Origin of the sequence: Chitinophaga eiseniae (assembly GCF_012641265.1) — a bacterium.
Lineage (GTDB): Bacteria > Bacteroidota > Bacteroidia > Chitinophagales > Chitinophagaceae > Chitinophaga > Chitinophaga eiseniae_A.
This window is the reverse complement of record NZ_JABAHZ010000009.1, coordinates 25,925-50,549: the sequence shown is the minus strand read 5'-3', so window position 1 is coordinate 50,549 and position 24,625 is coordinate 25,925. Positions and strand designations below refer to the sequence as shown.

Below are 24,625 nucleotides of genomic sequence, written 5' to 3'. Positions count from 1 at the left end.
CGTATTTTGACAGTAAACAACTGGTATAATAATACCTTTTATGAAGAGTGCAATTAGCGTAACTATTGGAAGGGGAATCAGGCTGTTCTGCAATTAAGAAATTACATCACTATCCAATGAACGAAACCATCATCAAAAACCTACGACGTCACATCGAGCCAACTCCCGAGGAAACCGCCGTTTTTCTATCCCTGGCGGTTACTAAAACCGTTAAAAGAAAAGAATTTTTGTTGAGAGAAGGAGATGTGGCCAGGCAGCAATGTTTTGTCATCAACGGTTGCCTGCGTACTTATACGATCGACGCGGGCGGCAGGGAACATGTGTTGATGTTTGCGCCGGAAGATTGGTGGTGCAGCGGTGATTTGTATAGTTTTTTGTCCGGACAAAAGAGCGTCAATAACCTGGAAGCGCTGGAGCCCACTACGCTGCTGCAAATCAGTAAAGACAACCTGGATATTTTGTTCCAGCGGGCGCCCACATTCGAACGGTTTTTCAGGATATTATTTCAAAATGCTTTTGTCTTTCATCAAAACAGGATAAATGCGAACCTTTCACAACCTGCAGAAGGGAGATATGAACTATTCACAAAGGCTTACCCTGACCTTGAAAGCCGGATTTCACAAAAATATATTGCCTCCTATATCGGTGTTACACCAGAATTCTTTAGCCAGATGAAAGCAAATATGTTTCGTAAAAAATCTTAAGGTACCTTATTTTTTGACCTGTTTCAGCGTCGTTGCTTTGTAGTATAAAATCATTACAAACATGGAAAACAAAGCAAACGTACAGACCATTTTCAGCGAAAAGCCTTTTGCAGAAAAGAAATTTATTGAGATAAAAGGGCGCCGTATGGCTTATATTGATGAAGGCGAAGGCGACCCTATCGTATTTCAACATGGCAATCCTACTTCATCTTATCTCTGGCGGAATATAATGCCCTATTGCCGGGGTCTTGGACGCCTTATTGCCTGCGATCTGATTGGCATGGGCGACTCAGAAAAGCTTCCCGGTTCCGGACCGGAACAATATACTTATTCCGTGCAACGCAGTTTTCTTTTTGCCCTTTGGGAAGAGTTGAAACTGGAAAGAAATGTGACGCTGGTATTGCACGACTGGGGCTCTGTATTGGGCTTTGACTGGGCTAATCAACACCGTTCCCGCGTGCAGGGTATCGTTCATATGGAAGCGTTGGCGATTCCTTTTAAGTGGAATGAATTTGAACCAAAGGTGCGTGAGCTGTTCCGTGCATTGCGATCCCCCGCTGGCGAGGAGTTGGTGTTGAAAAACAATGTGTTTATTGAAAAAGTACTGCCCGGAGGAATTTGCCGGGAACTCAGCGGGGCAGAGATGGCGGAATACCGGCGACCCTATCTTAACGAAGGAGAAGATCGTCGCCCTACCTTATCATTTCCACGTCAGATTGCTCTGGACGGATCGCCCAAAGAAGTAGCTGAAGTGGTGACTGATTATGGAAACTGGCTAAAAGAAAGTCCGGTTCCCAAGCTCTGGATTCACGGTAACCCCGGTGCCGTGGAAAACGACAGCCTTCGGGAGTTTTGCCGTACCTGGCCCAATCAGTCAGAGATAACTGTAAAAGGAAAACATTTTTTACAGGAAGACAGCCCTATGGAAATAGGGGAAGCCATTGCCGGGTTTGTAAAAAAGTTGCGCTAGTTAATGTAGCGCGCCGCCGTCTTCCAGTGGGTTTGGTTTCAGTGTTTGTGCAGCCCCCTCTGCGGTGGTCTTCAGTTTACTTTTGTCGATTTTATCCCTGAATGCTTTCCGGAAAGCTTCGCTGGGGCCCTTCATTAATATGATCAGTGAGCCATGCTCACGGGCATATGGATTCGTGATACTGTCTACCAGCTGAACTTCCTTGAATTCTTTGATAAAGGCATGCTGCATTTCCTGCTTATCGTCTGTGACGAGCAGCAATACTTCGAACTGATCGAAATCGCGGGGCATCCAGTAAAGAAAACTGGCATTGTCGCTGTATGCCGGCGGCAGATGGTATTTCGGGCCATAATAGTTCACGGCTCCCGCTTCACCATAGTTATCGCAGAACAATAGTGTGTGGGCCTTCTCTGTGTTGTTGAGGGAAGCATAGGCGCTGGCCACCTTTTGGGTCATCTCCTCCCAGGACAGCATATCTGCGAAATCCTGGGGCAGGGCATGGTCCTGGAGGTCCTCCCAACGGAGGAATCCCACTTTACCGGCCAACGGGTGATGAACGTAGTATGCTGCCAGGGGACCAGGCGCCTTAAAAGGCAGGAGGAGCGGGGCCAGGCGGATGCCTATGAAAAGACTGAAGGCGAGCATACCTATCTTCCACCACTTATTCGCCCAGGCTTCCAGCACAGGAGCGCCGAATGCGAACAGGATGGGGTAAGCTCCCTGCGAGTAATAGCTTTTTCCATGACCTATCATCAGGAGTGCGAGTGTGACGAAGAATGCCCAGGCGATGAAACGGTATTGTTTCGTACGCGCCGCCCAAATGAGGCCTGTCACCCAGGTAAAGAGGGTGGCCACATTGTATAGGAGCTGATCTTTAAGGAAATCCGAGTTACTCACGTACTGAAGCAGGCCATCATGAAGCGCCTTCATGTGATAGGCAACCGGGAAGCCGTTGCGAACCTGCCAGAGCAGGTTGGGCAGGAAAAGCAGGAGGCCCAGGCCAATGGCATAATAGAAATGGCGGTTAGTGAGGAGCTTTCGGTCCCAGGTGAGGAGTAGACCCGCCATCAGGCCCGAGGCATAAAATACCATCGTGTACTTACTAAGCATGCCCAAGCCGAAGCTAAGACCTGCAATGTAAAGATGCACGGGCTTTCCCGACTGCTGAAACCTGGTGAGTCCATAGGCCATCGCTGTCCAAAAGAATATATCCAGGAAGTTTGGTTGGAAAAGAAAATGTATTCGGAGCCAGGCGCCTGCCACAAAGGGCATCCAGGCCAGGACCAGGGCAAACCAGCGGCCGCCCAGGTGGAGCACCAACCGGCCAACCAGGACGTATGTGAGAGCGCCACCCAGTGAAGGCCATATTTTGATGGCCCACGTTGCGCCGCCCAGGAGGTTTGTTAACCAGGCGAAGACAGAGAGCAGCGGTGGCACCTCCATATAACCCCAGGCCATATGCCGCGCTTCCGCGAGGTAAAGGAATTCGTCGCGATGAGGGGCCCAGGCAGGATCCTGGAGGAAGAAGGGTAAAATTAACTTGACCAGCGCCAGGAGATAGAGAAGATGAATGGGTTTCATAGCAAAAAGATAAAAAAAATCGGTAGCATTCAGCAGAAATTTTGATCTTTAACCAATGAAACCTGTTTTAACTATTTTCCTCTTTGCATGTGTGCTGTTTTGCAAAACCGCCTTTTCGCAAACTTCGTTTAAAGTCATTCCGCTTGGCGTGAAGGGCGGTATCGATGAAAGTAACCTGTCTTCCTACATGATTGCACCAACCGGCAGCAATGACTATGTGTGCCTCGATGCAGGCACCTTACATTATGGCATTGAGAAAGCCATACAGGCGAAACTCTTGCGGGGTACTGCCGAAGAGGTATTGAAGAAAAATATAAAAGGATATCTCATATCGCATGCGCACCTGGATCACCTGGCAGGCATGATCATCAATTCGCCGGATGATAGCAGTAAAAACATTTATGGCCTCGACTATTGCCTGGATGTGCTTAAGGATAAATATTTCTCCTGGAAAAGCTGGGCCAACTTCGCCGATGAAGGCGAGAAGCCTGCACTGGGCAAATACCATTATGCGGTACTTACGCCGGGTATCGAAATGCCCTTGCAAAATACCGGTATGCAGGTAACCGCTTTTTCATTAAGTCATGCCAACCCTTATCAAAGCACCGCTTTCCTGGTGCGTCATAACGAGGCCTATGTGTTGTACCTGGGCGATACAGGGGCCGATTCAGTAGAACATTCAGATAAAATGCATCAGCTATGGCAACAGGTGGCGCCGCTGCTTAAAGCTAAAAAATTGAAGGCGCTTTTTATTGAAGTCTCTTTCGCCAATGAACAACCGGATAAACAATTATTCGGGCATCTTACTCCACGCTGGTTAATGTCATCATTAGAAGACCTGGCTTCACTTTCCGGTAAGGAAGCGTTAAACAATTTTCCGGTGGTGATCACGCATATCAAACCTGGCGGCAACCGCGAGCAACTGATCCGCACGCAGCTAAAGGCTTACAACCCGTTGCATGTTAAGTTGATCATCCCGGAACAAGGCAAATTGCTTACATTTTAACGGTGGAGAGAAACAACTCCCGGCTACTAGCGTATAAAAGGCAGAATCTCATTATATGGCTTCTGGGTGATAATACCATAGAGGGCGAGCAGGAATAAGAGAAATACGACTATTAAGGTGATAGGCTTATACCTGAAGGCAATTCCTTTCTTTACGGCATATCTGTAGTAGAGTAGGGTGCCCGCCAGGTATATACCGGTAAACAGCAGTATGATAAAATTGACCTGCATATATTGGTTAGTTAACGGCTTTTTTAATAATCATTTTACCGGAAATATATAGCCCTATCAGTAAAACCAGGATAGATGTTCCTATCTGGGTTAAATATTCCGCTACCCATGCTACCAAAATAGCTACGATATGAATCTTCCCGTTTGCGTCGGGCTGAAACATTTTGCCTGAAAAAATATAGTAGGCGAAAGCTATAAAAAGCCCAAACCACACAAGGGCATACACATAGTCTAATGGCTTTTGACTGAAAGTAAATTTTTTGTTCATTTCAATGTTATTTTAAAGTAGGTGTAATCTGCATCAATGATATAAGTATTTTTTAATACAAGGGCCTTTAAATGAATATTCGTGATTAATGGATTCATATTCGTTGGGAAAACCCTTTTATTCGGTTGCCTAAAATAGGACAAATTACCAACAAAATAGCTGGGTAACGGTTATGAATACACTTTGGGGATAAAAGTAGAAGGGAATATATTTTTGCACTGATACTATAAAGTTTATATATTTGCGGCTTAACCCAAATTAATTAACCCGGTAGAAGGCAACCCCCTTCTCAATTGCATGTGATTTCAGCGTGTAATTTTTATTTAACTATATGGAAAAAGGAAAATTGCTTCAGGAGTATAAGCAAAGCTCATCGATGTGGATTGTATACGGATTTTTTATAGGACTGTTTGTGTTAATAGCCCTGGGTGGCTTGTCACTGGCTTTTCTGCTGCCCAATGAGCCAGGAATGGGCTTCGCCTCAAAATTCATTTTCGTTTTTGGACTGGCCATGGCGGTCATTTTTTACGCGAGTGCAAAAAAGAAAATGGATAAGCCACAGTATTTTTTGTACGAAAATGGACTAGAACGTAAATATAAATCGCAGGAATACCTCATGCCGGTAAAGAACCTGACAGACCTGTTCCTGTTCACTACCGGAAAATCTCCCGCTCCTAATAATCTCGCCTTTAAAAGCGATGGCAGCGATCAATGGGAGCTTATCAGCATTAACCATAGCGGGGATATCGGTGCTTTGATAGACATCAACTGTGCTAAAAGAAGTGAATACCTGTGGCAGGAAATTGAGCAGGGAAAAATTATTAAATTTAATTATATCACTACTGCTACCGCCCTGAAAAATTCTTTTACTGCATTATCTGCCAATACATTTTTAAATAGTAAATCCAAACAGATAAGCCTGAATAGAGAGTTTCTTACGGTTAACGATACTAATTATCCTTTAGCAGACCTGCAACCCATTCAGAGAGCAATGGTAAAAGGATACTCCATCAAAGACAAGAACGGGAAAGAAGTGTTTAGTTTCAGTGAAACAACGCTTTGGAGCTTTGCCGTTTTTGCAGAGATATATGAGAGACTACTGAAGAATCGTTCATAAATAATAAAAGAGCCTTGGATCAATCGATGCAAGGCTCTTTTTTGTAGATGGGGTGACCGATCTTGAATCAACGGCTTCTTCACCCTAACCTATAGAAAATTTTAGCTCCCCGGGCACTCCGGAAGATGCAGTAAGTTATTGGGGCTGTATCCATCTGATGTTGTTTTGAGATACTTTCGATTATCGTGCAACGCAATGATAACATCTACGCTTTGGCCATTGACACGGACAAAAAATTGACATTTACCCTGTTCAATCGACCTGATGGCGTCGTCTTCCGTCAGTTTCCAGCGAAATCCATCATCGGTTATTCCTCCGATATGGGAAATTCTCTCGTGGTCGTCGTAATGGCTATCGCGCTTGTTAATGCAGGCAACTTGATAGGTGGTCATAATTAAAGATTTAAATTGACCTGCAAAATGGAGTTTTGGACGATGAATAACTTACGGAAAACCGTAGGTACCATTATAAGTTGAAATGATTAGAGGTATCAGCAGGCTATAACATAGCACTACATTTACCTTGATGAGGAATTAACTCTCGATTGTAAGAGTAATTTTTGCTTTATTGATGATCTATCGGATCATTTAGGGAGCGAAATTGTGGATGCCCTCCATTGTATTGACCTATCTCCACTTTTGCTTTCTATGCCATAAAAAGGTCTGCTGCCCAGGATATTGGCCTCTAATAGGATGACTGACCTTTTACTTACCCTGGTATAAGCAGAGAAGCTGGTTTTTTCATTCGGAGATAAAACGTAATTGGGGTATTCATCTGATTCCCAGGCAACTTTGCCATCAAAAGCATGTGTTTTTTTTATTCCATATGGTTTGATATAGCCTTTGATCACGCGCGTTCCATTTTGCTGCAATTCGGAAACGCGTATGTCAATATCGTTTAACCAAAAACTATCGATGCTTCCTTTTTCCAGCGTAACTGTTAAGCTCAGATCGTCTAATTCGTCTTCAGCCTCAACTGAACACCTTTTTGTCTCCAGGCCTATGCTCAAATTAAGGATCAGCCATCCGGTAGTCAACTTGTATCCAAAAAAGATGATGGCAAAACCTGCGCCCATAGCCTTTATTACCTTCTCTATATTGGATTGGGGGAAAATCAGGCCGCAAGTGATCAACAACAGTATCGCGACCCCCAGCAGGATCAATTTTATTTCATATTTTCTGTCCATTGCCGTTGTTTTGCATTTAAATTTAGGGGATTGTCATTTCCAGGGATTATATAATTTACGCAATATTATAGGTTCCATATTGGTATCTAAAATATTATTGTAATGGATCATAGCTGGCCATCTGGTATAGAGATGGGTAAAATATCCGGGGTGCTCGTTTCTTCCGGCAGTTAATGCCGCTCCATAAACGGTAAAGTATGATACTGTTATTAAATTAAGTGAAATATTCCAGTCCTCAAAATTATTATCGAAGTAACATTTAACGACTATCGGAAAGTTTCAGTTATAAACGAAAATAGCCGTACTTCGTTGTCTGATGATTTTTTATTGATATTAACTTTTATGACAGATTTATCTCCTACAGACAAACATATTCATTGCGTTACGAATTTTCATGACCTTGTTTCTACGCCATTTAACGGAGAAATTAATGCAATTTGCTGGAATCGTAAACTGTCAGGTGATTTTTCTGAGATTGTTAAAAAGGTGAAGCTAAGCGGAAATATAACGGAAATCGGACAAGAGGAACTTCGTGAACTTCAGTTGAGCGAACAGGGGCAACTTGCCCGTGAAATTCTTTTAAATGACTGGAAGTTATTGGAAGCTCACGGCGCATCGCCAATCCTTAATGTGATCAGCCACTATGACCGGGATGATACCTACCCGTTTTTTCCAACTGATGTTTATTCTTTTCATGTAGATCGCTCTCCCATACCAGTCGATACCTTTTTGTGTACCTATTATGGCGAGTCCAGCGAAATATTGCCAAATTCAGAAGGCCAAAAGAAAGTACTTATCCCGGAAATACGTAATGAACTCAGAAAACTATATCGTGGGGCAGAGGACGGTTTTGAATTATTCTTGAGTGAACATAGCTTTGATCTGCACTACCAGGCTAACCCTGATGCACATCCAATAAGCTTAGGCTTGGGTCACCTCTGGAGGTTGGCGGTTGAGCATCCTGAAAGTAAAGTTCCTCCTTGTGTTCACCGCGCACCAAAGGAAAAACCTGGACAGCATAGGTTGTTGATGATCTGTTGAGCGCAAATCCTTCATTTCGACTACGCGGAAGAAGGTTGCAATAACGCACAACCTTCCGCATAATGCCTATAAGCTTCTTCAGTTAGTTAATAAGTTCAAAATCATACTGATTTATTGATTCTCCTTTGCGTCCTAAATTGGAAAATCGAACCTATAACGAACAGTATCAAAATAACAAGTAACGTTTTTCCAATTAATGGATCTTGCGGTCCATGAGCCAAAGGATGCCCAACAGGAATCCGGTTAAACGTTTCATTAACGGTGGGGATCATGGATAGGAGAAAACTAAAGGAAAGAAAGAAATTCTCCATATAACGGGCGCGGTTATTTCCTTGCTTCCTGGCATGAAGATAATAGGCGATCGATATCAAAATAATAATTAACAGTGCGAGAATATGCCCTGGATTGACGCCTTTAACGCTTGATAATCCTAACGCCGTTAGAGAAGTGACGAGCGTAAAATAAAAATAGATTTTTCCGGTAGGCTGACTCAAGTCAATTTTACCATTTCTTATAAAACTAATAACTGCTGCAACAATAGCAATAACACCTATAACCGTATGAAAAATTCCTAAATTAGATAGTCCCATAATTTTGATTTTTGAATGTTTATTTACGATTGTAAAGTAGCAACATTAAAAATAGGATAGCTGTGTGATTTAGCTCAGTTATTTGGTAATTTAGTTCAAAACTAAACAGAGATACAAGGGAAATTACCCTAAATTACGAAAATCGGGTATATTCCGGGGGATTCGTTCGGTAACCAGTTGGTGTAACGCCATATTTATCGTGAAAACTTTTAGTGAAATTGGCCAGGTCATTAAAGCCGCATTCAAAGGCGATGTCTGTAATACGTTCATCGGAAATTAAAAGTAGTTCCGCAGCTCTTTCGAGTCTTTTGTTTTTAATGTAACTGGCTGGAGAATCATTATATATTTTTTTAGACTCCCTTTTAAATGAAGAAGTGCTTAGATTGGTTTTTTGCGCAAGTTCTTCAACACTAGCTTGTGAAAACAAATTGGCTGCTATAATTTCTTTGAAAGTATAGGCTGTTGGAGAAAAAAGCTGGGACAATATAACTTGTATAGTTGCTGCATTTTGCGTCTGCGATAACAAAAGAATGATTTCCTTTAGTTTTAAAACTAAAATTTCATCATTTATCAATGATGGGTTTTCAAAATAAAACAGCAGCCCTTCAATATATTTTTGGATCAAAAAGTCATTATTGATTTTTCCGCTTGACTGATTGGTGATTTTGTCATTCTTCTGAAATATCAACGGAAGTTCTCTTTCATAAATTTTCCTTAGTATGTCCGGATGGAAAGTAACGATTACAATTTCGCTATTGCTGTTATTTAAGTCCTTGATCTGCTTGCCCGAGTCAAGGCAATTCAGCAATAATGCATGATGGGTAGGGATATTGATATGGTCATCATAGCGATGAAATTGCGTTTCCCCTTTCAGCATATATAGAAAGCAGGCCTGTTGGGAAACAGGAAAAGAATATTCAAAAGGAGGCGCTACGTCTACCTTTTGAACAAAGGTCTTGCCAAATAAATCAATTTTCTTATAGTCTGTCACCATTTAAACGATAAATGTTTATTGTTTATCAATAATTTTTATTACCTTATCATAACCTAAAATTCCTGGAATCATTATGAAAAGAATTTCAATAATATTTCTTCAGGGACTCATCGTTCTTATTGGCATCGTGGCACTTGCCATTTTGATTCGACTTCCCTTGACCGAAGGGAGAGCTGCAAACTTAGACCTGTTTAGTATTTACCTTGACCCGTTCATCTTGTATGGATACGCAACATCAATCGCTTTTTTTGCTGCGTTATACAAGGCGTTCAAATTACTTGGATATATCGGGCAAAATAAAGTATTCTCATCTAGCGCTGTTAAGACTTTAAAGAGTATAAAGTATTGTGCAATCGTACTAAGTTTTTTAATTGTGGCAGCAGGGCTGTATATTAAGATATCCCATAATAAAGAAGACGACCCTGCAGGCTTTCTCGCCATTTGTATCGTGACAACTTTCGTTGCTATCGTAGTTGCAGCTGCCGCCGCAATATTTCAAAGAATATTGCAAAATGCGATAGATATAAAATCTGAAAATGATTTAACGATTTGAGCGCATTGGATGCAACTGGTAAAACATTAGCGGCCATCGCGATAGCAGGCTATATCCTTCCGAACATTGTTGATGACATGCCAAAGGCATATGGTTATAAGGAAGAAATCCGTATCAGGATTAGTGACAGCGAGATAATAACAACAGCAGATAATATCTGCTCTATATTTTGTGTGCTTTTAAACTAAGGTCCATGCTCACAGCATGATTTGTGATAGCGCCGCAAGAGACGTAATCAACACCAGTACGGGCATATGAAATAATGTTATCGAGATTGATACCGCCTGACGCCTCGGTCTCGTACTTGCCGGCAATCAGCTCAATTGCTTCTTCCAATAGTTTTGGTGAGCAGTTATCGAGCATGATGCGGTGTACATTGCCCACAGCAAGCACACGGCGCACATCATCGAGGTTACGGGTCTCTATTTCTATTTTCAGGTGGAGGTTGTTGGCCGCAAGGTACTCGTTGGTTTTTTGTATGGCCTGCTCTATACCGCCACAAAAATCGATATGGTTGTCCTTCAGCATGATCATATCGTACAAGCCCATGCGAAGGTTGTAACCACCGCCAATGCGTACTGCCTGCTTTTCGTATTCGCGGAACAACGGTGTGGTTTTGCGGGTATCGAGTATTTTGGTTTTGTAATTTTTTATTTTATCGGCGTACTTATTGGTAAGTGTTGCGATGCCGCTCATGCGCTGCATGCAGTTAAGCACCAGTCTTTCTGCTTTTAATATGGTATGCACACTGGCTTCAACGATAAACGCGGTTTCGCCATTATTTACAGCATCGCCATCTTTTTTATAGAGAGTGAATTTTGCATCTTCTTCCAGATGATGGAAAATATCCTGCGCCAGCTGCATGCCTGCCAGTATGCCTTCTTCCTTTATTTTAAGTACCGCCTTACCTTTGGCATCGGCTGGTATGGAGGCCAGTGTAGAGTAATCGCCACTGCCCACGTCTTCGAGCAATGCTGCGGTAATGAATTCCTGTGTTGTCAACACGCGTTGTATTTTTGGACGTAAAACTAAGTAAATACTACTGACTTAAGAAAAGAAACGAGAGGTCATTAGTTCGATGTTTCCGAAAAACTGCATTTTGAAAATAGTTCACTTCGAATTGGGAGGGTAAATGAAGCTATCAAATTTATCTGCATGATAGACAGTAATTTAAGCGGAAATAAAGAAGGACAAGCCAAAAATAAATTTGACTTGTCCAATCAAGTCGACTGGACCGAGTTCGAACTTTATGATCGAAGATTGGGTCCAAATTGATACGTTCTGTACACAGGTAAGGATATCCGAACCAGTTTATGCTAATCTTACTTTTGCCACCCAGTGACAGACATTTTTGCCGGATAGTTTAAAATATAATAATTTTATAAAATTTGTTTTTTGCGCAAATGTAGCGTTATAATAGGCAATGCGCCCGAGGTAGTACAGCGCACCGTACCAGCTTATGCAACAGCGTATAGCCATCGCGGATGGAAGATTCACCAAATCATAGACCGGGTATATGTAAAGGAGAAAGCGAGGAAAGATCAGGGTTGGGAACCAACATATGATTTTGCTTACGTAGTAGCACGTATAAACGCAGGAGAAAGTTTACGCAGCCCACTTACCCAATTAACCGGCTCAAAAGGATATCATGCCGAGATAGCCTCTATCCCGTCAGCTAATCAGTAAATAGCCCATAAATCTCGCGATTCATGGGCTATTTACTGAAGACACCCTCTTATAAATGATATCTCCTGCACTAATTATTCTGTGCTCCCGCATCGATCCAGCAGGTAATAATTGCTTTTTGCATGGCTGTAAAAGTAGTATCACGGGGCATTGTTCCATTTGCTACTGCGTTGCGAATGGCTGCCCGTGAATTGAATATCTGCGAATAAGTTGTCAATTCTCCCGGGCCACTGGTGCTGCCAGCTGCATGACAACCGCTTTTTGCACAACTGGATATCATTAAAGGTTTCACGGTAGCCGAAAAAGTAGTGGTGAAAGAGCCGCAATCTACTTCCCCGGGATTAAGATTATCCGTCCCCTTTTTCTTACATGCAATTACCAGTATTATAACAATACATACTAAACCAAAAAATTTTTTCATATAAAATGTTTTAATAGAATTTACTAATCTTATGCAGCTGCGTAAGACGTCAAAACTCAACTTTAAGGTTGAGAACCGGAATAATACCCAGATCTGTTACTGTCGGGTCAAGATGTATGACATTCCTTGGGTCAACATTGGGTTCTACTTCAAGAACATTCTCCCGGTTAGCGATGTTCTGTACATCCAACGATAATATCCACGAATAACTCCGGTTGTTTTTTCTGAATTTTAAACCGGCATCAAATCGTATGTATCGAGACATATGCTGACTATACGTTTCCTCTGGTGGAAAAAACAGATAGGTTTTTCCACTATTATCGGTACCCATCCGACCTGGTGAATAACGGAAGCCACCGTGGGAAGTAGCTCTTACATTAATGCTGAACGTATTTTGTTTAAGTGCACCTGTATTGAAGTCCTTACCAGCCAGTGCGTTCACCAAATAGTTAGTGTTAAAACGAGTGTTATATATTTGACCATTGGCCGGTTTGTACTTTGAATCGAACACACTGCCAGAGAGCAGGAAATAGTAATTTTTTGAAAAGAATTTTTCCACAGTTATCTCAATACCTTTATTATATCCCTTTCCCTTGCTTGCATAAGCTGCGTCTGTCAAGCCATACAAGTTGTTAATAGTGGAAATAATACTTCCGGGACTGTCGACGACAGGAATGTGATATAAGTACTGGTAATATATCTCTGCTTTTAATTTAAGGTTCTTTGAAAGTAATTTTTCATATCCAAGTACATAGTGCATGGCTTTCGTAAGCTTCAAATCCAGGTTGGGTTGAGTGATTGCGCCGCCAGGTTCTTTTATCCTGGTAAAATACATAGAGATGGGTTCAATTCTTGAATGCATACCAAAGCCAAAACTCAAAAAGCTGCTGCTTCCTGTACTCAATTTCCCGCCGAGCCGTGGCTCAATGGCGTATTTATGATTCAGTAAAAAGCTGGTTGCGTGAAGACCACTATTGATCTCAAAGTTTGGGGACACGCGGTATTTCCATTGAAAAAAACCTTCTATCGACCCGGTATTGCCATGCTGATCCAGGGACACCTGACTAACGCGATTCTGGTCATAGTTCATTCCATAAATGGAAAAGAAAAAATGGCTGTAGGTCATACCTACCCTGACAACGCTGCCGGAATTAAATTTATGGTTCACCGAAGTGGTGAATCGAATGGTGGGATAGCTATAACGGCTGCTGTCTTTAGGCCAAAAGTGATAATTATTGTCCAGTTCCTTGCTTGTCAAACGATCTGATTGATAGGAAAGGGCAAGCGTTGATTTAAGATAGGTTTTTTTATTTGGCAACAACAGTGTATGCTTCACACCCAGCACTCCAATCAGATGGCGTTCAACTTTGTCGAGCTGTGTGCCTGGGTCCCGGCGCCACATCATTGAATCATTGGAGCTGTAATAACCTGTTTTACTGATACCGCCGATGCCAAAGATAGAAAATTCACCTGCCTTCCGGGTAGGGAAATTGATATGCATACTGAAGTCCTGGAATACAGGTGATTTCTGGTTGTCTGGCAGGTGGATGATTCCTCCTTCGCTCAGGAATTGAAGATTGCCATAACGATAATTCAATAAGTAGGAACTTTTTTTACTTTTTGATATCGGCCCTTCTAATGAGGCCTCGGAACCTATCACACCCACTTGCAGACCATATTCGGCTTTGTCGGAATTTCCTTTGCGCAAATTAAGATCCATGATACCAGCCAGCGCATTTCCATATTCGGCGGGAAAGGCGCCTGTGAAAAAATCAAAATTTGAAAGCATACCTGCACCCACTATGCTGAACAGGCCACCGGCATCTCCCTGTCCCCTGCTAAAATGGTTGGGAGCTGGGATTTCTATGCCCTCCAGCCTCCATAATAATCCGCTGGGAGCATTGCCACGAATAATGATGTTATTCCTGCCATTTCCGCCTGATAGTACCCCAGCCAGGGCACTTACCATGCGTGCCGGATCGTTGTACCCTGCAGCATATCTGGACGCATCTTCCGGAGTAACGACATGTGCGCTGACCGTTGCCATTGAATTTAATGCGCGGTCCCTGCTTTGCACCTGGCTAACGACCACTTCCCGCAAGGTTTTAACCGATTCCTGGAGTTCGATCGTCAGAAATGTTTCTTTGCCTGAAACAACCATAATATCCGCAGCCAGTTGTTCCTGGTAACCAATAGAAGAGAACTGCAGGCTTTGCCGGCCTACCGGAATTTCCATTAGAAAAAAGCCATTACTATCGGTAATGGCGCCCCTTGCCATTGAGGCATTTAAAACAGCGATACTTACATTTGCCAGGGGCGAATGGCTTTCTTTATCCACTACTTTTCCCTTAATAACCTGTATCAGCCCGGGTAGATCTGTTCTTTTTGTGGATGCCGGGGTGTTCTTTGAAAGCAGGACCATGTTATCTACCACACGGTATTTAATGCCCTTCTCAGCAAACAACAGGGATAGTACTTTTTCTATAGAATGATTTTTGAAATGGATCGATACGCGACTTTCTTTTAACAAAGGCACGAGCTCCAGACTATATGAAAAGCGATACCCGGAATGCTGCTGAATAGAATCCAATGCAGATATAAGCGGTACGTTGTTCAGATCTAGCGTAATGCGTTCGTTTTGTGCAAGAGCAGGTGCTGCTGTGGCAAAGAATAGAAGAAGGCTCTGCAAAGTAGCTGCAGCCATCCATCGGCTTTTTTTCATACTTTTGTTTAGATTTAGTCAATAATGCTTGGACGCTTTGTTGATGAAATTATAATAGCCGGTAAATATGCTCGTAACATATTACCGGTTTTTTATTTTCTCGTGATCAATATTTCATGTCCCTGGATCTGGTAACGTATAGGAGCAACGAAACACAGCATATCTATGACTTCCGTTACTGTTTTTCTCTTGGAGAAAGTGAAATTATATCCGATGGTGTCGGTTACAGAGGGATCAATCGAAAAATGTACCTGGTATAATTCAGATAATTTGTTGACAATAGTTTTAAGGCTGGCGGCGCCCAGCGTTACCTGCCCATGTCGCCAGCTGGTGTAAGCATCGGTATTTACATTTTGCACCGTTAGCTTGTGATCACCTTTTTCAAAGCGGGCGATTTGCCCCGGAACAAGCACTGCAAGCTTATTGCCTACACTGTCGTCAATAGCGATTTTCCCCCTTATTAATACAGCTTCGGCCTGGCTTTCTCCGGGATAAGCCTGAACATTAAAGCTGGTGCCTAATACTTTAATACTTATGTTCGAGGTGTGTATTATAAAGGGATGGGATGAATCATGAGTTACATCAAAATACGCTTCACCTTGTAGCGATACAGTCCGTGCGCCATTTAGGAATTGACGGGGATATGATATGGTACTATTGCTATTCAACCATATCTGGGTTCCATCACTCAGCACTACCAGCTTGCTACTGTCTGTATGCTTTACCGAAGCGGTGAGCCAGGCTTCAGTGTTTTTATTAAAATGATGCTGCACCAGGAAGAACCAGGCAACAGCCATTGCACCAATGAATATCGCGGCATAACGGCCCCATTGCAGGTATATTTTCTTCCTATGTTGCCCACCTTTACGCCGAATATTTTCAGTAAGAATGGCGAGGGCTCTGGCCAGTTGCTCCTCCGAACCAAAATATTCTATCCTGGAAGCATACCATAATACCCGGGTTTCATAAAATAGATGACGGTTTTGTTCGGAAGCCTTTAGCCAGGCTTCAAATAACTGCTTCTCTTCCAGAGAACAGGTACCTTGTAGATACCTGATCATTATTAGTTCGTTAAGCTGTTCGTTCATCTTATACGGCTTTTCTACCTGTTATAAGACAGTTGACCTCACAAAAACCTCCATACTTCCGGCAAAAAAAAATTGCTGAGGTCAGAAATTATAGGAAATTCATTAACAGGGCTTTGAGATGAAGAAGTGTTTTCCGTAATGTTTTCAAGGCATGATTAATATGCTTTTCAACAGTGCTGACCGAAATACTCATCATTTCGCTGATCTCTTTGTTTCTGTAATCATCGAGGTAACTTAATTTGAACACCTCCCGGCATTTGTCCGGAAGACTTTCTATTGCCTGGTGGACCTCGTCCCTTAATTCATTATTGTATAATTTGTGAATGACCGGATTCTTATCAGGATCGCATAGAAGGGCTTCCTGAATTTTTAGTGTATATTCAATTTCCTGTTGCTTGCCATGTCGCATTTTTAAACGGCTCAGGGTATTAAGAGAACGATTATAGACTGATTTGAACAAGTAGGCCTTAATGGAGGTATGAATGTTAATTGTATCTCTGTTTTGCCAGGTTTGGAGAAAAACATCCTGAACAACGTCTTCTGCGGTGGTATCTCCTACCAATAAACCCGCATAAGCTCTCAATGCGGGATAATGCTCCATGAACAACTGATTGAAGCTTTCTATTTCGCCCTTAAATGGCGATTGATAACTCATTTCCATTATTGAACATACTAATTAGCACATACAAATTTTACTATAAGATATCCTTGAGGCTATAAACGCCCATTACCAGACAGGCGCACCCGTTACCGGAAAGGCCGGGAAAGGACAGGGTCCATTGGCCTGCAGCATCCGTCCGCGGGAGTCATAGGTGAAAAGCACGTCAGCATGCAGCTGCATCAGCGCTGCTGTCGTCAGGTCATTCATCGAGTCCATGACTGCAAGTTATCCTAATTAATAATTATCTTTCTAAAAATCCCATCACGCCATGAACAAAATAATGTGCCTGTTAGCAGATATGCTTTTCTCCATGAATGCTTATCACAGCTTTCTTTATTTTCGGATGGAATTCCATTTTCCTTCAATTTGCAGAACGATCAGAAACAACTACAAATAAAGGAGTTGGAAGGAAAGCTATCTTATATAACGGATTTACTTTCCTCAGGCAGATAGTGCCTGCCGATTTCCGGGAAATGAAAACGGCATACAGCAGTAAACTTGAAAAGCCGGAAGCCAAATTAAGCACGTTTGACCAAGACCAGGTAAATATTAGCGGCCTGCCTGCATAATAGCGTGCAGTGCTATCACTTTGAAGGATATAAACATAGTGGGGCATAACAAACAGATTAAAATAAAAACAAAAAAGCCTACTCATTTCCAAGTAGGCTTCTTTATCAAGTCGGGATGACTGGACACAGTTCTAACTTTTTGGTACAAGACTTAACAGAAATTAGCCTTTATTGGGAAAACTTAGCAAAACTCGAAAAGACATGATATGACAATAACTGATAATGGGCAATAAGTACTTGGCAATGAAGAAATTAATAAAGAATGAGCTATAATTGTTACTTAGCTAAAAATTACGTATAATAGTAAAATAAAGGCTATAAATTAAGGTATGACTTGTAAAAGAGGAAAAGCTAACCCCGATTCACACACTAAGCTGAGACTGTTTGCTGATTCAGCTGGGTATTGTCAAAATCCTGACTGCAATACCAATTTATTTCTGGCAGTTGGAGAAACAGAGTTTCATATTGCAGAAATGGCCCATATAATAAGTGCAGGTGATGATGGCCCTCGTTCGAATCAAAAAGTTTCAAAAGAGTTAAAAGGAGATTTTACTAATCTTATTTTACTTTGTCCAACATGTCATACTAAGATTGATAAAGCTGAATTAGAGTTTCCCAAAAATTTGATACTTACGTGGAAACTAAATCACAGTCAAAAACTAAATTCGCTTTTTAATATAAAACAATGTAATAGTCGCTCTGAGGTAAGGCAATTAATCCTCCCTATGCTAAATGAGAATAGAACCATTTTTGAAATTTATGGGCCGCTAACAGACGAGAGGTTTAACCCTGAGAGCGAGATGCCGAAAGTATGGAAATCCAAGATTCATCAAATTATCTTGCCTAATAACAGAAAGCTACTTGCAATTTTTGACAAGAACTACAATCTATTGCAAAGTAGTGAAGCAAAGGTTGTTGAACTATTTAGGCAACATGTTTTAGATTTTGAGGCCAGGCACATAAACAATCAAGAGATAAATGGTCTTCAATTTCCTAATCAATTAAACGACTCTTTCATTGATGCGTAAGTCCCCTTTTGAATGGATAATTGAAACATTAGAAAACAACGATAAAGTCGAATCCACGACGATTATATCAGAAAATTTGCTCCATATCAAACGAACGAATGGGACATTACTTAGCGTTACAAAATCAACGTTAAACAGTTATAATGTCGCAAGCGTCAGAGAAATTTTAAATACGCAAAATGCTAATTTCATTTTGCATATACCTAAAAGCCCTTTTATTAGTGGAGACGCCCTTGATTATCTAGAGACAAAAAAAATAACCCTCGGTGGTTTCGGAGATTTAACTAGAGTTATCAAACAAGAAAATAATTGGCCCTACCTACCTCCAAATGTCTCATTCATACTGCGAGGTTTGAGACAGCATACAAAAGTGATATCTGTCAATAGGCTTGACAATAAAAGATATGAGATTGCACGCAATGGGCTAGAAACTGTAATCATAATTGCATTAGATGATTATGATTTGGGGATAGAGGCCATCCGTTGTGCAGTTGATGAGTTTGGAAAATTTGATGCGGTCTTTAAAGCGAACCCCAATGGTAGTATTACAAGCAAAGCCATAGAACTTGCAGATTCAAGGGAAATTAAGGTTTTTACATGGGGAGAACTTCTCGGAAAATTAAATTTAAAATGGACCTGGAGACAATAATTCAAGAATTGAAAATAGTTGAAAGTAACTTAGTTTCGATTAAACCTTCAATTGAATGCTATCTTTTTGGCTCCATTTTAACTAATCCTCAATTAGCTAATGATATCGATGTTTTGATACTTTATGAGGACAATAGGCTTTTAGATATCGTAAAGCATGAGTTTAATTTACTTTCCACCTACTATCCTATACATTTAAGTTGTTTTACTTTTTCTGAGCAACGGGAACTAAACTTTGTGAAAGGACAAAAAGCGTTAAAGATATTTAGTCTGTGATGTCACTAGTTAAATTGGATTCCCTTCGGTTCATGGTTTAAAATAAACGGCTTTGTCAAGTTGCCTGTATAAAAATGATATGAGACTTAATATGTCCAAGCAATCCTGTTTGTCAATAGGCCATGATATTGCCGGTTCATGGGCAGTAGGATTTCTAATTGCACTCATAAGCCCCCCTGAAAGGAATTTAATACCATCTTGAAAATCTTTATCAGTTTGAGACTGGCAAGATGTCACTTTCAATACACCACTATCACAACCCCAAACATTCAACATTAAAGGCTGTCCATCCTTGTCGTTTTGTGACTTTATCTTCACATCTTTATTATATGCCTTTGCGCTTTCAAAAACAGCATGAAAGAAATTACCCTGAACAAAAAGCCTCTGTGAGTGTTTGACAACTTCAGAATGAAAATTACGCCGAAGAAACTCATCGAGATTGTCCTTGTGTAGTAGGCTATATGGGCAACCATTCTTCTCTAAAAATTCTATTGTATTCTTTTTATTTTCTTCCGATGTTAGCTCTAAACAAAATCCAATGAGCCTCTTGGTTCTTTCAGTATTGTCTAAAGGTGTTTTCGCAAGCGAAAGCACCCAATCATACATCGTCTTTGCCCTTACAGAAGTTATCGATTCGTTGGGAAAATTCTCTTTGTTGATTCTTAGAATTGATTGTCCTATGCGATCAATCTCATTCACTGAAGTGGAATACTTTAATGAGTCACCGATTTGTGTTGCTATAAGTCTGTAGTTTATATCTTGCATAATTATCTTTAAGCTTATATCACGGTTTAGATCTTTCTGGAAATAATTGTAACATTGTTTCAGAAGCAGCTTCAACAAAATCTTTAGGTGTATAGTTCTCTAATTTGTGATCCCCACGTTTAATCACATTTTGTATAAAAAGCTGTACTTCTTCCCTGTGAGGTAATCTTTGAATGAACTTTTGAAACGCCAAACTAAATAGTTCAATTGCTGGCTTTAGAATAATATCTTTCATTGCACTGTTTAGATTCCGATTAACTTGCATTCTTACTTGATTAGAGAGAATAGCAACTTCAAAATTTGCTTCATTTTTCATTAATAACTCATCCTTCTTTATAACATTATTGATTCCCATAAATTCAGGATCAAACGAATTATCAGGTGCGTCATCGAAGAAAATCTGAAAGCTAAGATCATTTAAAATCATAGCGTATGGCTTATAGGAAAGAGAACAGTAGATGAAATTATCATTTTTGCCATGCACTTCTAAAAACGCAATAAGAAGGGAAATGCTTCTTACAAGATTACTATGTTGCTCAATATTTTTCAACAATTCTGTTCGATTAGAGCTAAGACTTTTGTGCAGAATATTTCTTAGAATTTCACTGTGTTCTGGCAACATTTCAAAATTATTGATGCCAGTAATTGCGCCACGCCAAGCTAATGAATAGATAAATAATCTCAAGGGGTCCCCATCTTGTATAGCTATCTTGTCATAGCCACCGGTATTCTTAACAATGTGTTTGCGTGTTTTAGTTAGCACCCTCTCGTTGACCACAGATTCCAATACACTTAACATATGCTCACATTCTGGGCAAAGTATATTGTCACTAATAAATGGATTTTCATTTTCCGTCTCCTCTATTTCTTCTTCATTTAACGGGCGGCCTTTGATTGGAATCACCTTCTCCTCGGCTGACTGCTGACGGCCAATGTAAGTTTTAACAAAAGCCTCCGAAAAAGAAAAAACTACTTCATTTTCTCTTTCCCTTATTCCCTCCTTATTTACCAGACTTCTAATCAAAGACCAAGAAAATATATGCGACCCTGTCTGAGTAGCAGGTTTTATTTTGCACAAATTGCACAGTGGTACTTCCATATTTTATTATATAGTATTAAAACATTATATTATCTCTTTAAATATACACCATATTTTACTTATACGAGTTTTGCAAGTAGATGTAAAAACGTTAATTTCATTACAAATAAAATATAATATGACTTACCAAGAGTATTATGAGAAATTACACAAAAATTATTCGGAAGCTTCTGAAGCATTTTTAAAGTTAGACAACGAATTGACCCAAACGAAGGGCTTTGGTAATTTTAACGATATACCAAGTTATCTAACTGCAAAAGAGAATTGGCAAGTAGCAACAAATAACTATTGGGGATTTTTAGCCCACATAAAAGATAAGAACGTTAATCCAAATGACGAAATGAGTTTATCATAATTCTACCTGAGATATGGAAGTTATAAATAGCAAGAGTTATTCTTTTCTGGTAAAGCCGTTACAGAAATTTAATGAAGAAGTAAGCGAATTAATTACCGAGGGTTATCGATTGCATGAAACAAAGGTTAGTATAGAAGAAGAATTATCCGCGTTTAGGGAAAATATAAAAATATGGGTGAACAAAGTTGTTGAGATTTTACAATCTTCATTTGATAAGCAAGACAACTTATTTGTTTTTGAATTTGGCCAAGCACATAGCCAAACATTCCGTTTTAATATTGGCCCAAATGTAAAAGTACATCTGTCAGATAGAGTGAAGAAGGAAAAAGATAATTTGCGTGAAAAAGTAAGTTACCTTGAATGGAATAGAAAAATCATTGAGGTATGTGATAGCATCAGCGCAAGAAATAGCACCAATTTTGACTTAAGGGCAAAATACAAAATGGCTGAAAAACTCTCATTGCTTTTAGATAGATTATACAAATTAAATGATGGAAATAATTACCCAATTGAGATGCTCTTATTGGAAAATGGTATAAGATTGAATAATCATGGTGAAGCTAGAGAATTAGCTGCAATTCTTGAAAACAACGGTTATATTACTACACTTGGCGGCTTAGGGTCGGAGTTACATGGTGCGATTACTGTTTCAGGAGCGATGGCACTCGAAGAGAGCTTAGAACCCCATAAGGAGAATTATGATGAGATCAGCAGCGATCAGGTTGAAATAAATCGGAAAATTGATTCAATTATTGAAACACTATCAAAACAAGATGCCGGACAAGAAGTTTTATATGAGGAACTCCAAGAGTTAAAAGAGCTATATGGTCAACTTAGCAAAAAAAATTGGGGTCAAATTCTAAAAGGCAAATTGTTTGATATTGCGTTAGAAAAACTGGCAGACAAAGACGTATTACAATTCATATACGAAAACCTTACAGGCCAACATTTAAGGCTTTTATAATCTATCTCCAACACTATATTAGCTTTGTGCTGCATTTCCAGAAAATGCCAATATTTTGTGTTGGTATAGACTTACAACTTATATCTTCTCATACCTTTGAAGCAGCATATGCTATGGCTGCATAAATGGCCTCTTGGGCAATCTGTGGATACGCTATAAGAATATCCTGTATTGTTTCTTTTTCAGATAGCTTTTCCAGTATCAGCTGAATAGTAATTCTTGTTCCTCTGATAACAGGCTTACCCATCATAACTTTGGGGTTTATCTCTATATATTGCCGCGTGTCCATTAGTTATTTTTTAAGTAGTAACAATTTTTTAAAAAAACAGCTCCCAGCATAAACAGGCCGGGAGTTTTTTTTTGTGAATTTCCAACCCTAATTCGTTTTTCTGATATCCCCCGTATAGATAAACCGGAGCTTAAATTGAAACTCTCCTAAAAAGATATATTGGGCAATGCTTACCAGAAAATGTTTTCTGTGCATGTAGAAGCCTTTTGAAGAACGTTACACAATCTTTTTGAGAAGAAAATTAAGGGAAGTAATCAACATTCAGTTAGTAAAGGGGATAATATAAATTTAGAACCCCGACAAGAGAACTTGCCGGGGATTATCTATCCTATGTATGCCCCAATTATATTTTGTCGGCCATATGAGGTGACTTGCAGTCACAACGATCGCTCAACATATTTATCATACCAATCATTTAATCGGCGCAGTTCAGCATGGAATACAGAACGTGCCATTTCCTTTTCAGCCTCGCTTAATACGGGTTTAAAAACACCGTCCCCGTTTACTACAATTCTTCCCCGCAGCTTGCGATAAAAGGTAGCTATACTCCATTTACATCCTGCACTGACGATCTTTCGGAAATTGACAATTGAAATAGCTAATTCGGTGTGCATAGCAAGAAGCAGGTTTTCCCCTCTTGGCAGTTCCGGCTCTTTATTTGTTTCCATGTGTAATTGAGTTTTGAGTATTATGATTTATAGTTATTTTCAGATGTTGTTGTTCTAAACGATATAGTTCTTCATAAAAAGCACTTTTTGTTGTCTCTAAAAATTCGGCCACCCGTTTTAACAATTTGAAAAGCTGTGGGTCTGTTATCACATACTTGCTGTAACGGGCTTGTATATAGGCAGTGCGTAATAAATTGTACAAGGCTTTTTCTTCCGGCGTATCTGCCGGGAACAACGCTGCAAGCTGGTACGTACAACGCTTGCTGGATAAAAGCAATCTCGTAAGATTATGGGTATCCACATGGGTATCTGTTAAAGCGTGGACGATAGCGCCTATAGCCTGCTCCACCGCCTGATGAATCATAAATGCAGCCACCTCTTTATAGTTAGCATGACACATGTGTTTCGCCGCTTCTAAAAAACCTTCTGCCTTATTGAACCGCTCTATAAAAGCCTTACGGGCTTTTAGCTTTGTGTTCCTGAAAGGTTGTTTGTCATTGACAGGAATAACAATATTGTTGCCATCGTAAACAAGGTTACGACTGTGACAGACGGAAGAAAAGAAGATATGCCCCTGTTTAATCATGTCAAACACATAGCCTATTTTATGTGCCGAGACAATAACGGGATGAATGTCTTTACATGCAGCTTCAATTAAATCTATATGTTGTCGTAGCGAAAGCTGTGCAGAATCGGGTAACAAGACAAACAGATCAAAAACTTCGCTATTGTCAATCTCTCTATGAGTATCAATTAGAAAAATCTTTTCAGGCCGGACTTTAGCACAGATAACGTCCAATACCTGTTTCAGCGAAGCTGGCGAATCAGCGGAACGCTGGTTTATTGTACCTGCTGAAATTTCCGCGCAAGCAGGCTGCCGACCTGGTGACCCAACATGTGCATATGCAGCTTCCAACATCAGGCTAAAGTGAGGAAGAAAGGATTGAAGTTCAACATTACCTGCTTGCGTCACATCAACACTGCCAGAAACAGAAGGTTCCAGTAACAGCCATAAAACCTGACGAACTTCTTCTAAAGGATAGCAACAAAAAAAAGTGCGTAGTACTTCTTTAGCTCTGGTCTTATGCTCGTTATCCGGTGGAGCAAAAAACAAGTCCTGAAGGGCTATATCCATGAGATAAGGTT

Annotated in this window: 30 protein-coding genes; 12 read left to right on the top strand and 18 right to left on the bottom strand. The window is 40.5% G+C overall.

Translation table 11 applies throughout. From position 1 onward, the window contains the following. Positions 1-116: 116 nt before the first annotated feature. Together HGH91_RS27060 and HGH91_RS27055 are read left to right on the top strand one after the other, a co-directional pair. Complete coding sequence (locus HGH91_RS27060; protein ID WP_168742264.1) at positions 117-704, top strand: Crp/Fnr family transcriptional regulator; 588 nt, start codon at positions 117-119, stop codon at positions 702-704. A 61-nt stretch (positions 705-765) separates the two neighbouring features. Next, positions 766-1,674 carry a haloalkane dehalogenase gene (locus HGH91_RS27055; RefSeq protein WP_168742262.1) on the top strand — a complete coding sequence of 303 codons (909 nt, stop codon included), beginning with the start codon at positions 766-768 and terminating at the stop codon, positions 1,672-1,674. Here HGH91_RS27055 and HGH91_RS27050 read toward each other — a convergent pair whose 3' ends face one another. Next, positions 1,675-3,255: an ArnT family glycosyltransferase gene (locus tag HGH91_RS27050; RefSeq protein WP_168742260.1), complete on the bottom strand. Its 1,581-nt coding sequence runs from the start codon at positions 3,253-3,255 to the stop codon at positions 1,675-1,677. 55 nt (positions 3,256-3,310) lie between these two features. Here HGH91_RS27050 and HGH91_RS27045 point away from each other — a divergent pair, with 55 nt between their 5' ends. Beyond that, the gene (locus HGH91_RS27045; RefSeq protein WP_168742258.1) at positions 3,311-4,261 is read left to right on the top strand and encodes an MBL fold metallo-hydrolase; all 951 of its coding nucleotides are present in this window, start codon (positions 3,311-3,313) and stop codon (positions 4,259-4,261) included. 26 nt (positions 4,262-4,287) lie between these two features. Here the strand turns inward: HGH91_RS27045 and HGH91_RS27040 are convergent, their stop codons facing one another. Together HGH91_RS27040 and HGH91_RS27035 are read right to left on the bottom strand one after the other, a co-directional pair. Continuing rightward, positions 4,288-4,491 (bottom strand): hypothetical protein, encoded by a 204-nt coding sequence (locus tag HGH91_RS27040; RefSeq protein ID WP_168742257.1) that lies wholly within the window; start codon positions 4,489-4,491, stop codon positions 4,288-4,290. Between the two features lie 7 nt (positions 4,492-4,498). Then, positions 4,499-4,759, bottom strand: a complete 261-nt coding sequence (locus HGH91_RS27035) for a hypothetical protein (protein WP_168742255.1) — start codon at positions 4,757-4,759, stop codon at positions 4,499-4,501. A 331-nt stretch (positions 4,760-5,090) separates the two neighbouring features. On the opposite strand from HGH91_RS27035, the gene HGH91_RS27030 reads away from it, so the two are divergent. Beyond that, positions 5,091-5,876, top strand: coding sequence for a hypothetical protein (locus HGH91_RS27030; RefSeq protein WP_168742254.1), 786 nt, complete (start codon positions 5,091-5,093; stop codon positions 5,874-5,876). A gap of 101 nt (positions 5,877-5,977) precedes the next feature. Here the strand turns inward: HGH91_RS27030 and HGH91_RS27025 are convergent, their stop codons facing one another. Both HGH91_RS27025 and HGH91_RS27020 read right to left on the bottom strand, forming a co-directional pair. Further along, positions 5,978-6,268: a DUF3892 domain-containing protein gene (locus HGH91_RS27025; RefSeq protein WP_168742252.1), complete on the bottom strand. Its 291-nt coding sequence runs from the start codon at positions 6,266-6,268 to the stop codon at positions 5,978-5,980. A 191-nt stretch (positions 6,269-6,459) separates the two neighbouring features. Beyond that, a complete protein-coding gene (locus HGH91_RS27020) occupies positions 6,460-7,062 on the bottom strand; it encodes a hypothetical protein (RefSeq protein WP_168742250.1) in 603 nt (200 codons plus the stop codon). A 342-nt stretch (positions 7,063-7,404) separates the two neighbouring features. Here HGH91_RS27020 and HGH91_RS27015 point away from each other — a divergent pair, with 342 nt between their 5' ends. Beyond that, entirely contained in the window at positions 7,405-8,103 is a 699-nt protein-coding gene (locus HGH91_RS27015; protein ID WP_168742248.1) for a hypothetical protein, read from the top strand. Between the two features lie 101 nt (positions 8,104-8,204). Here the strand turns inward: HGH91_RS27015 and HGH91_RS27010 are convergent, their stop codons facing one another. Further along, positions 8,205-8,693, bottom strand: a complete 489-nt coding sequence (locus HGH91_RS27010; protein ID WP_168742246.1) for a hypothetical protein — start codon at positions 8,691-8,693, stop codon at positions 8,205-8,207. A 133-nt stretch (positions 8,694-8,826) separates the two neighbouring features. Then, positions 8,827-9,687: a helix-turn-helix domain-containing protein gene (locus HGH91_RS27005; RefSeq protein ID WP_168742244.1), complete on the bottom strand. Its 861-nt coding sequence runs from the start codon at positions 9,685-9,687 to the stop codon at positions 8,827-8,829. Positions 9,688-9,760: 73 nt separating this feature from the next. Between HGH91_RS27005 and HGH91_RS27000 the strand changes: the two genes are divergently transcribed. Next, positions 9,761-10,240 carry a DUF2975 domain-containing protein gene (locus HGH91_RS27000; protein WP_168742242.1) on the top strand — a complete coding sequence of 160 codons (480 nt, stop codon included), beginning with the start codon at positions 9,761-9,763 and terminating at the stop codon, positions 10,238-10,240. A 162-nt stretch (positions 10,241-10,402) separates the two neighbouring features. Here the strand turns inward: HGH91_RS27000 and nadC are convergent, their stop codons facing one another. Then, a complete protein-coding gene (gene nadC / locus HGH91_RS26995; RefSeq protein WP_317166858.1) occupies positions 10,403-11,245 on the bottom strand; it encodes a carboxylating nicotinate-nucleotide diphosphorylase in 843 nt (280 codons plus the stop codon). 390 nt (positions 11,246-11,635) lie between these two features. On the opposite strand from nadC, the gene HGH91_RS26990 reads away from it, so the two are divergent. Then, positions 11,636-11,926 (top strand): hypothetical protein, encoded by a 291-nt coding sequence (locus HGH91_RS26990; RefSeq protein WP_168742240.1) that lies wholly within the window; start codon positions 11,636-11,638, stop codon positions 11,924-11,926. Between the two features lie 70 nt (positions 11,927-11,996). Here HGH91_RS26990 and HGH91_RS26985 read toward each other — a convergent pair whose 3' ends face one another. From HGH91_RS26985 to HGH91_RS26965, 5 genes are all read right to left on the bottom strand, one after another. Next, positions 11,997-12,347 (bottom strand): hypothetical protein, encoded by a 351-nt coding sequence (locus tag HGH91_RS26985; RefSeq protein WP_168742238.1) that lies wholly within the window; start codon positions 12,345-12,347, stop codon positions 11,997-11,999. 49 nt (positions 12,348-12,396) lie between these two features. Next, positions 12,397-15,069 carry a TonB-dependent receptor gene (locus tag HGH91_RS26980; RefSeq protein ID WP_168742236.1) on the bottom strand — a complete coding sequence of 891 codons (2,673 nt, stop codon included), beginning with the start codon at positions 15,067-15,069 and terminating at the stop codon, positions 12,397-12,399. Between the two features lie 92 nt (positions 15,070-15,161). Continuing rightward, positions 15,162-16,130: a FecR family protein gene (locus tag HGH91_RS26975; protein WP_168742234.1), complete on the bottom strand. Its 969-nt coding sequence runs from the start codon at positions 16,128-16,130 to the stop codon at positions 15,162-15,164. Between the two features lie 115 nt (positions 16,131-16,245). Beyond that, a complete protein-coding gene (locus tag HGH91_RS26970) occupies positions 16,246-16,818 on the bottom strand; it encodes an RNA polymerase sigma-70 factor (RefSeq protein ID WP_168742233.1) in 573 nt (190 codons plus the stop codon). Between the two features lie 66 nt (positions 16,819-16,884). Continuing rightward, on the bottom strand, positions 16,885-17,025 hold the full coding sequence (locus tag HGH91_RS26965; RefSeq protein WP_168742231.1) for a hypothetical protein: 141 nt from the start codon (positions 17,023-17,025) through the stop codon (positions 16,885-16,887). A gap of 691 nt (positions 17,026-17,716) precedes the next feature. On the opposite strand from HGH91_RS26965, the gene HGH91_RS26960 reads away from it, so the two are divergent. From HGH91_RS26960 to HGH91_RS31700, 3 genes are read left to right on the top strand one after another with little or no spacing between them, the layout of a single operon-like run. Then, complete coding sequence (locus tag HGH91_RS26960) at positions 17,717-18,415, top strand: hypothetical protein (RefSeq protein ID WP_168742230.1); 699 nt, start codon at positions 17,717-17,719, stop codon at positions 18,413-18,415. Further along, entirely contained in the window at positions 18,408-19,064 is a 657-nt protein-coding gene (locus HGH91_RS26955) for a hypothetical protein (protein WP_168742228.1), read from the top strand. The genes HGH91_RS26960 and HGH91_RS26955 overlap by 8 nt, the downstream gene beginning before the upstream one ends. Then, entirely contained in the window at positions 19,013-19,339 is a 327-nt protein-coding gene (locus HGH91_RS31700; RefSeq protein WP_410493819.1) for a nucleotidyltransferase domain-containing protein, read from the top strand. Before HGH91_RS26955 ends, HGH91_RS31700 begins: the two co-directional genes overlap by 52 nt. A 30-nt stretch (positions 19,340-19,369) precedes the next feature. Here the strand turns inward: HGH91_RS31700 and HGH91_RS26945 are convergent, their stop codons facing one another. Together HGH91_RS26945 and HGH91_RS26940 are read right to left on the bottom strand one after the other, a co-directional pair. Beyond that, entirely contained in the window at positions 19,370-20,104 is a 735-nt protein-coding gene (locus HGH91_RS26945) for a TIGR02391 family protein (RefSeq protein ID WP_211092446.1), read from the bottom strand. A gap of 19 nt (positions 20,105-20,123) precedes the next feature. After that, on the bottom strand, positions 20,124-21,203 hold the full coding sequence (locus tag HGH91_RS26940) for a hypothetical protein (RefSeq protein WP_168742224.1): 1,080 nt from the start codon (positions 21,201-21,203) through the stop codon (positions 20,124-20,126). 118 nt (positions 21,204-21,321) lie between these two features. On the opposite strand from HGH91_RS26940, the gene HGH91_RS26935 reads away from it, so the two are divergent. After that, complete coding sequence (locus HGH91_RS26935; protein ID WP_168742222.1) at positions 21,322-21,558, top strand: hypothetical protein; 237 nt, start codon at positions 21,322-21,324, stop codon at positions 21,556-21,558. A gap of 13 nt (positions 21,559-21,571) precedes the next feature. Next, positions 21,572-22,522, top strand: a complete 951-nt coding sequence (locus tag HGH91_RS26930; protein ID WP_168742221.1) for a hypothetical protein — start codon at positions 21,572-21,574, stop codon at positions 22,520-22,522. Between the two features lie 88 nt (positions 22,523-22,610). Here HGH91_RS26930 and HGH91_RS26925 read toward each other — a convergent pair whose 3' ends face one another. The 3 genes from HGH91_RS26925 to HGH91_RS26915 all read right to left on the bottom strand — a co-directional run bounded on the left by HGH91_RS26925 (position 22,611) and on the right by HGH91_RS26915 (position 24,614). Beyond that, positions 22,611-22,811, bottom strand: coding sequence for a DUF433 domain-containing protein (locus HGH91_RS26925; RefSeq protein WP_168742219.1), 201 nt, complete (start codon positions 22,809-22,811; stop codon positions 22,611-22,613). A 377-nt stretch (positions 22,812-23,188) separates the two neighbouring features. Beyond that, on the bottom strand, positions 23,189-23,479 hold the full coding sequence (locus tag HGH91_RS26920) for a hypothetical protein (protein WP_168742217.1): 291 nt from the start codon (positions 23,477-23,479) through the stop codon (positions 23,189-23,191). Next, positions 23,466-24,614, bottom strand: coding sequence for a HEPN domain-containing protein (locus HGH91_RS26915; RefSeq protein WP_168742215.1), 1,149 nt, complete (start codon positions 24,612-24,614; stop codon positions 23,466-23,468). Before HGH91_RS26915 ends, HGH91_RS26920 begins: the two co-directional genes overlap by 14 nt. Between the last annotated feature and the right edge of the window lie 11 nt (positions 24,615-24,625).

Bases quoted from the DNA above. Each gene is read 5' to 3' on its own strand.
- HGH91_RS26965 (WP_168742231.1), bottom strand. From the start codon at position 17,025: ATGAATGACCTGACGACAGCAGCGCTGATGCAGCTGCATGCTGACGTG.
- HGH91_RS26955 (WP_168742228.1), top strand. From the start codon at position 18,408: ATGCGTAAGTCCCCTTTTGAATGGATAATTGAAACATTAGAAAACAAC.
- HGH91_RS26975 (WP_168742234.1), bottom strand. From the start codon at position 16,130: ATGATCAGGTATCTACAAGGTACCTGTTCTCTGGAAGAGAAGCAGTTA.
- HGH91_RS26915 (WP_168742215.1), bottom strand. From the start codon at position 24,614: ATGGATATAGCCCTTCAGGACTTGTTTTTTGCTCCACCGGATAACGAG.
- HGH91_RS26970 (WP_168742233.1), bottom strand. From the start codon at position 16,818: ATGGAAATGAGTTATCAATCGCCATTTAAGGGCGAAATAGAAAGCTTC.
- HGH91_RS27015 (WP_168742248.1), top strand. From the start codon at position 7,405: ATGACAGATTTATCTCCTACAGACAAACATATTCATTGCGTTACGAAT.
- HGH91_RS26920 (WP_168742217.1), bottom strand. From the start codon at position 23,479: ATGGAAACAAATAAAGAGCCGGAACTGCCAAGAGGGGAAAACCTGCTT.
- HGH91_RS27000 (WP_168742242.1), top strand. From the start codon at position 9,761: ATGAAAAGAATTTCAATAATATTTCTTCAGGGACTCATCGTTCTTATT.
- HGH91_RS26925 (WP_168742219.1), bottom strand. From the start codon at position 22,811: ATGGACACGCGGCAATATATAGAGATAAACCCCAAAGTTATGATGGGT.
- HGH91_RS27060 (WP_168742264.1), top strand. From the start codon at position 117: ATGAACGAAACCATCATCAAAAACCTACGACGTCACATCGAGCCAACT.
- HGH91_RS27020 (WP_168742250.1), bottom strand. From the start codon at position 7,062: ATGGACAGAAAATATGAAATAAAATTGATCCTGCTGGGGGTCGCGATA.
- HGH91_RS27030 (WP_168742254.1), top strand. From the start codon at position 5,091: ATGGAAAAAGGAAAATTGCTTCAGGAGTATAAGCAAAGCTCATCGATG.
- HGH91_RS27055 (WP_168742262.1), top strand. From the start codon at position 766: ATGGAAAACAAAGCAAACGTACAGACCATTTTCAGCGAAAAGCCTTTT.
- HGH91_RS26935 (WP_168742222.1), top strand. From the start codon at position 21,322: ATGACTTACCAAGAGTATTATGAGAAATTACACAAAAATTATTCGGAA.
- HGH91_RS27045 (WP_168742258.1), top strand. From the start codon at position 3,311: ATGAAACCTGTTTTAACTATTTTCCTCTTTGCATGTGTGCTGTTTTGC.
- HGH91_RS26960 (WP_168742230.1), top strand. From the start codon at position 17,717: ATGACTTGTAAAAGAGGAAAAGCTAACCCCGATTCACACACTAAGCTG.
- HGH91_RS27035 (WP_168742255.1), bottom strand. From the start codon at position 4,759: ATGAACAAAAAATTTACTTTCAGTCAAAAGCCATTAGACTATGTGTAT.
- HGH91_RS27010 (WP_168742246.1), bottom strand. From the start codon at position 8,693: ATGGGACTATCTAATTTAGGAATTTTTCATACGGTTATAGGTGTTATT.
- HGH91_RS26980 (WP_168742236.1), bottom strand. From the start codon at position 15,069: ATGAAAAAAAGCCGATGGATGGCTGCAGCTACTTTGCAGAGCCTTCTT.
- HGH91_RS26940 (WP_168742224.1), bottom strand. From the start codon at position 21,203: ATGGAAGTACCACTGTGCAATTTGTGCAAAATAAAACCTGCTACTCAG.
- HGH91_RS27005 (WP_168742244.1), bottom strand. From the start codon at position 9,687: ATGGTGACAGACTATAAGAAAATTGATTTATTTGGCAAGACCTTTGTT.
- HGH91_RS27025 (WP_168742252.1), bottom strand. From the start codon at position 6,268: ATGACCACCTATCAAGTTGCCTGCATTAACAAGCGCGATAGCCATTAC.
- HGH91_RS26930 (WP_168742221.1), top strand. From the start codon at position 21,572: ATGGAAGTTATAAATAGCAAGAGTTATTCTTTTCTGGTAAAGCCGTTA.
- HGH91_RS26945 (WP_211092446.1), bottom strand. From the start codon at position 20,104: ATGCAAGATATAAACTACAGACTTATAGCAACACAAATCGGTGACTCA.
- HGH91_RS26985 (WP_168742238.1), bottom strand. From the start codon at position 12,347: ATGAAAAAATTTTTTGGTTTAGTATGTATTGTTATAATACTGGTAATT.
- HGH91_RS27040 (WP_168742257.1), bottom strand. From the start codon at position 4,491: ATGCAGGTCAATTTTATCATACTGCTGTTTACCGGTATATACCTGGCG.
- HGH91_RS31700 (WP_410493819.1), top strand. From the start codon at position 19,013: ATGGGGAGAACTTCTCGGAAAATTAAATTTAAAATGGACCTGGAGACA.
- HGH91_RS27050 (WP_168742260.1), bottom strand. From the start codon at position 3,255: ATGAAACCCATTCATCTTCTCTATCTCCTGGCGCTGGTCAAGTTAATT.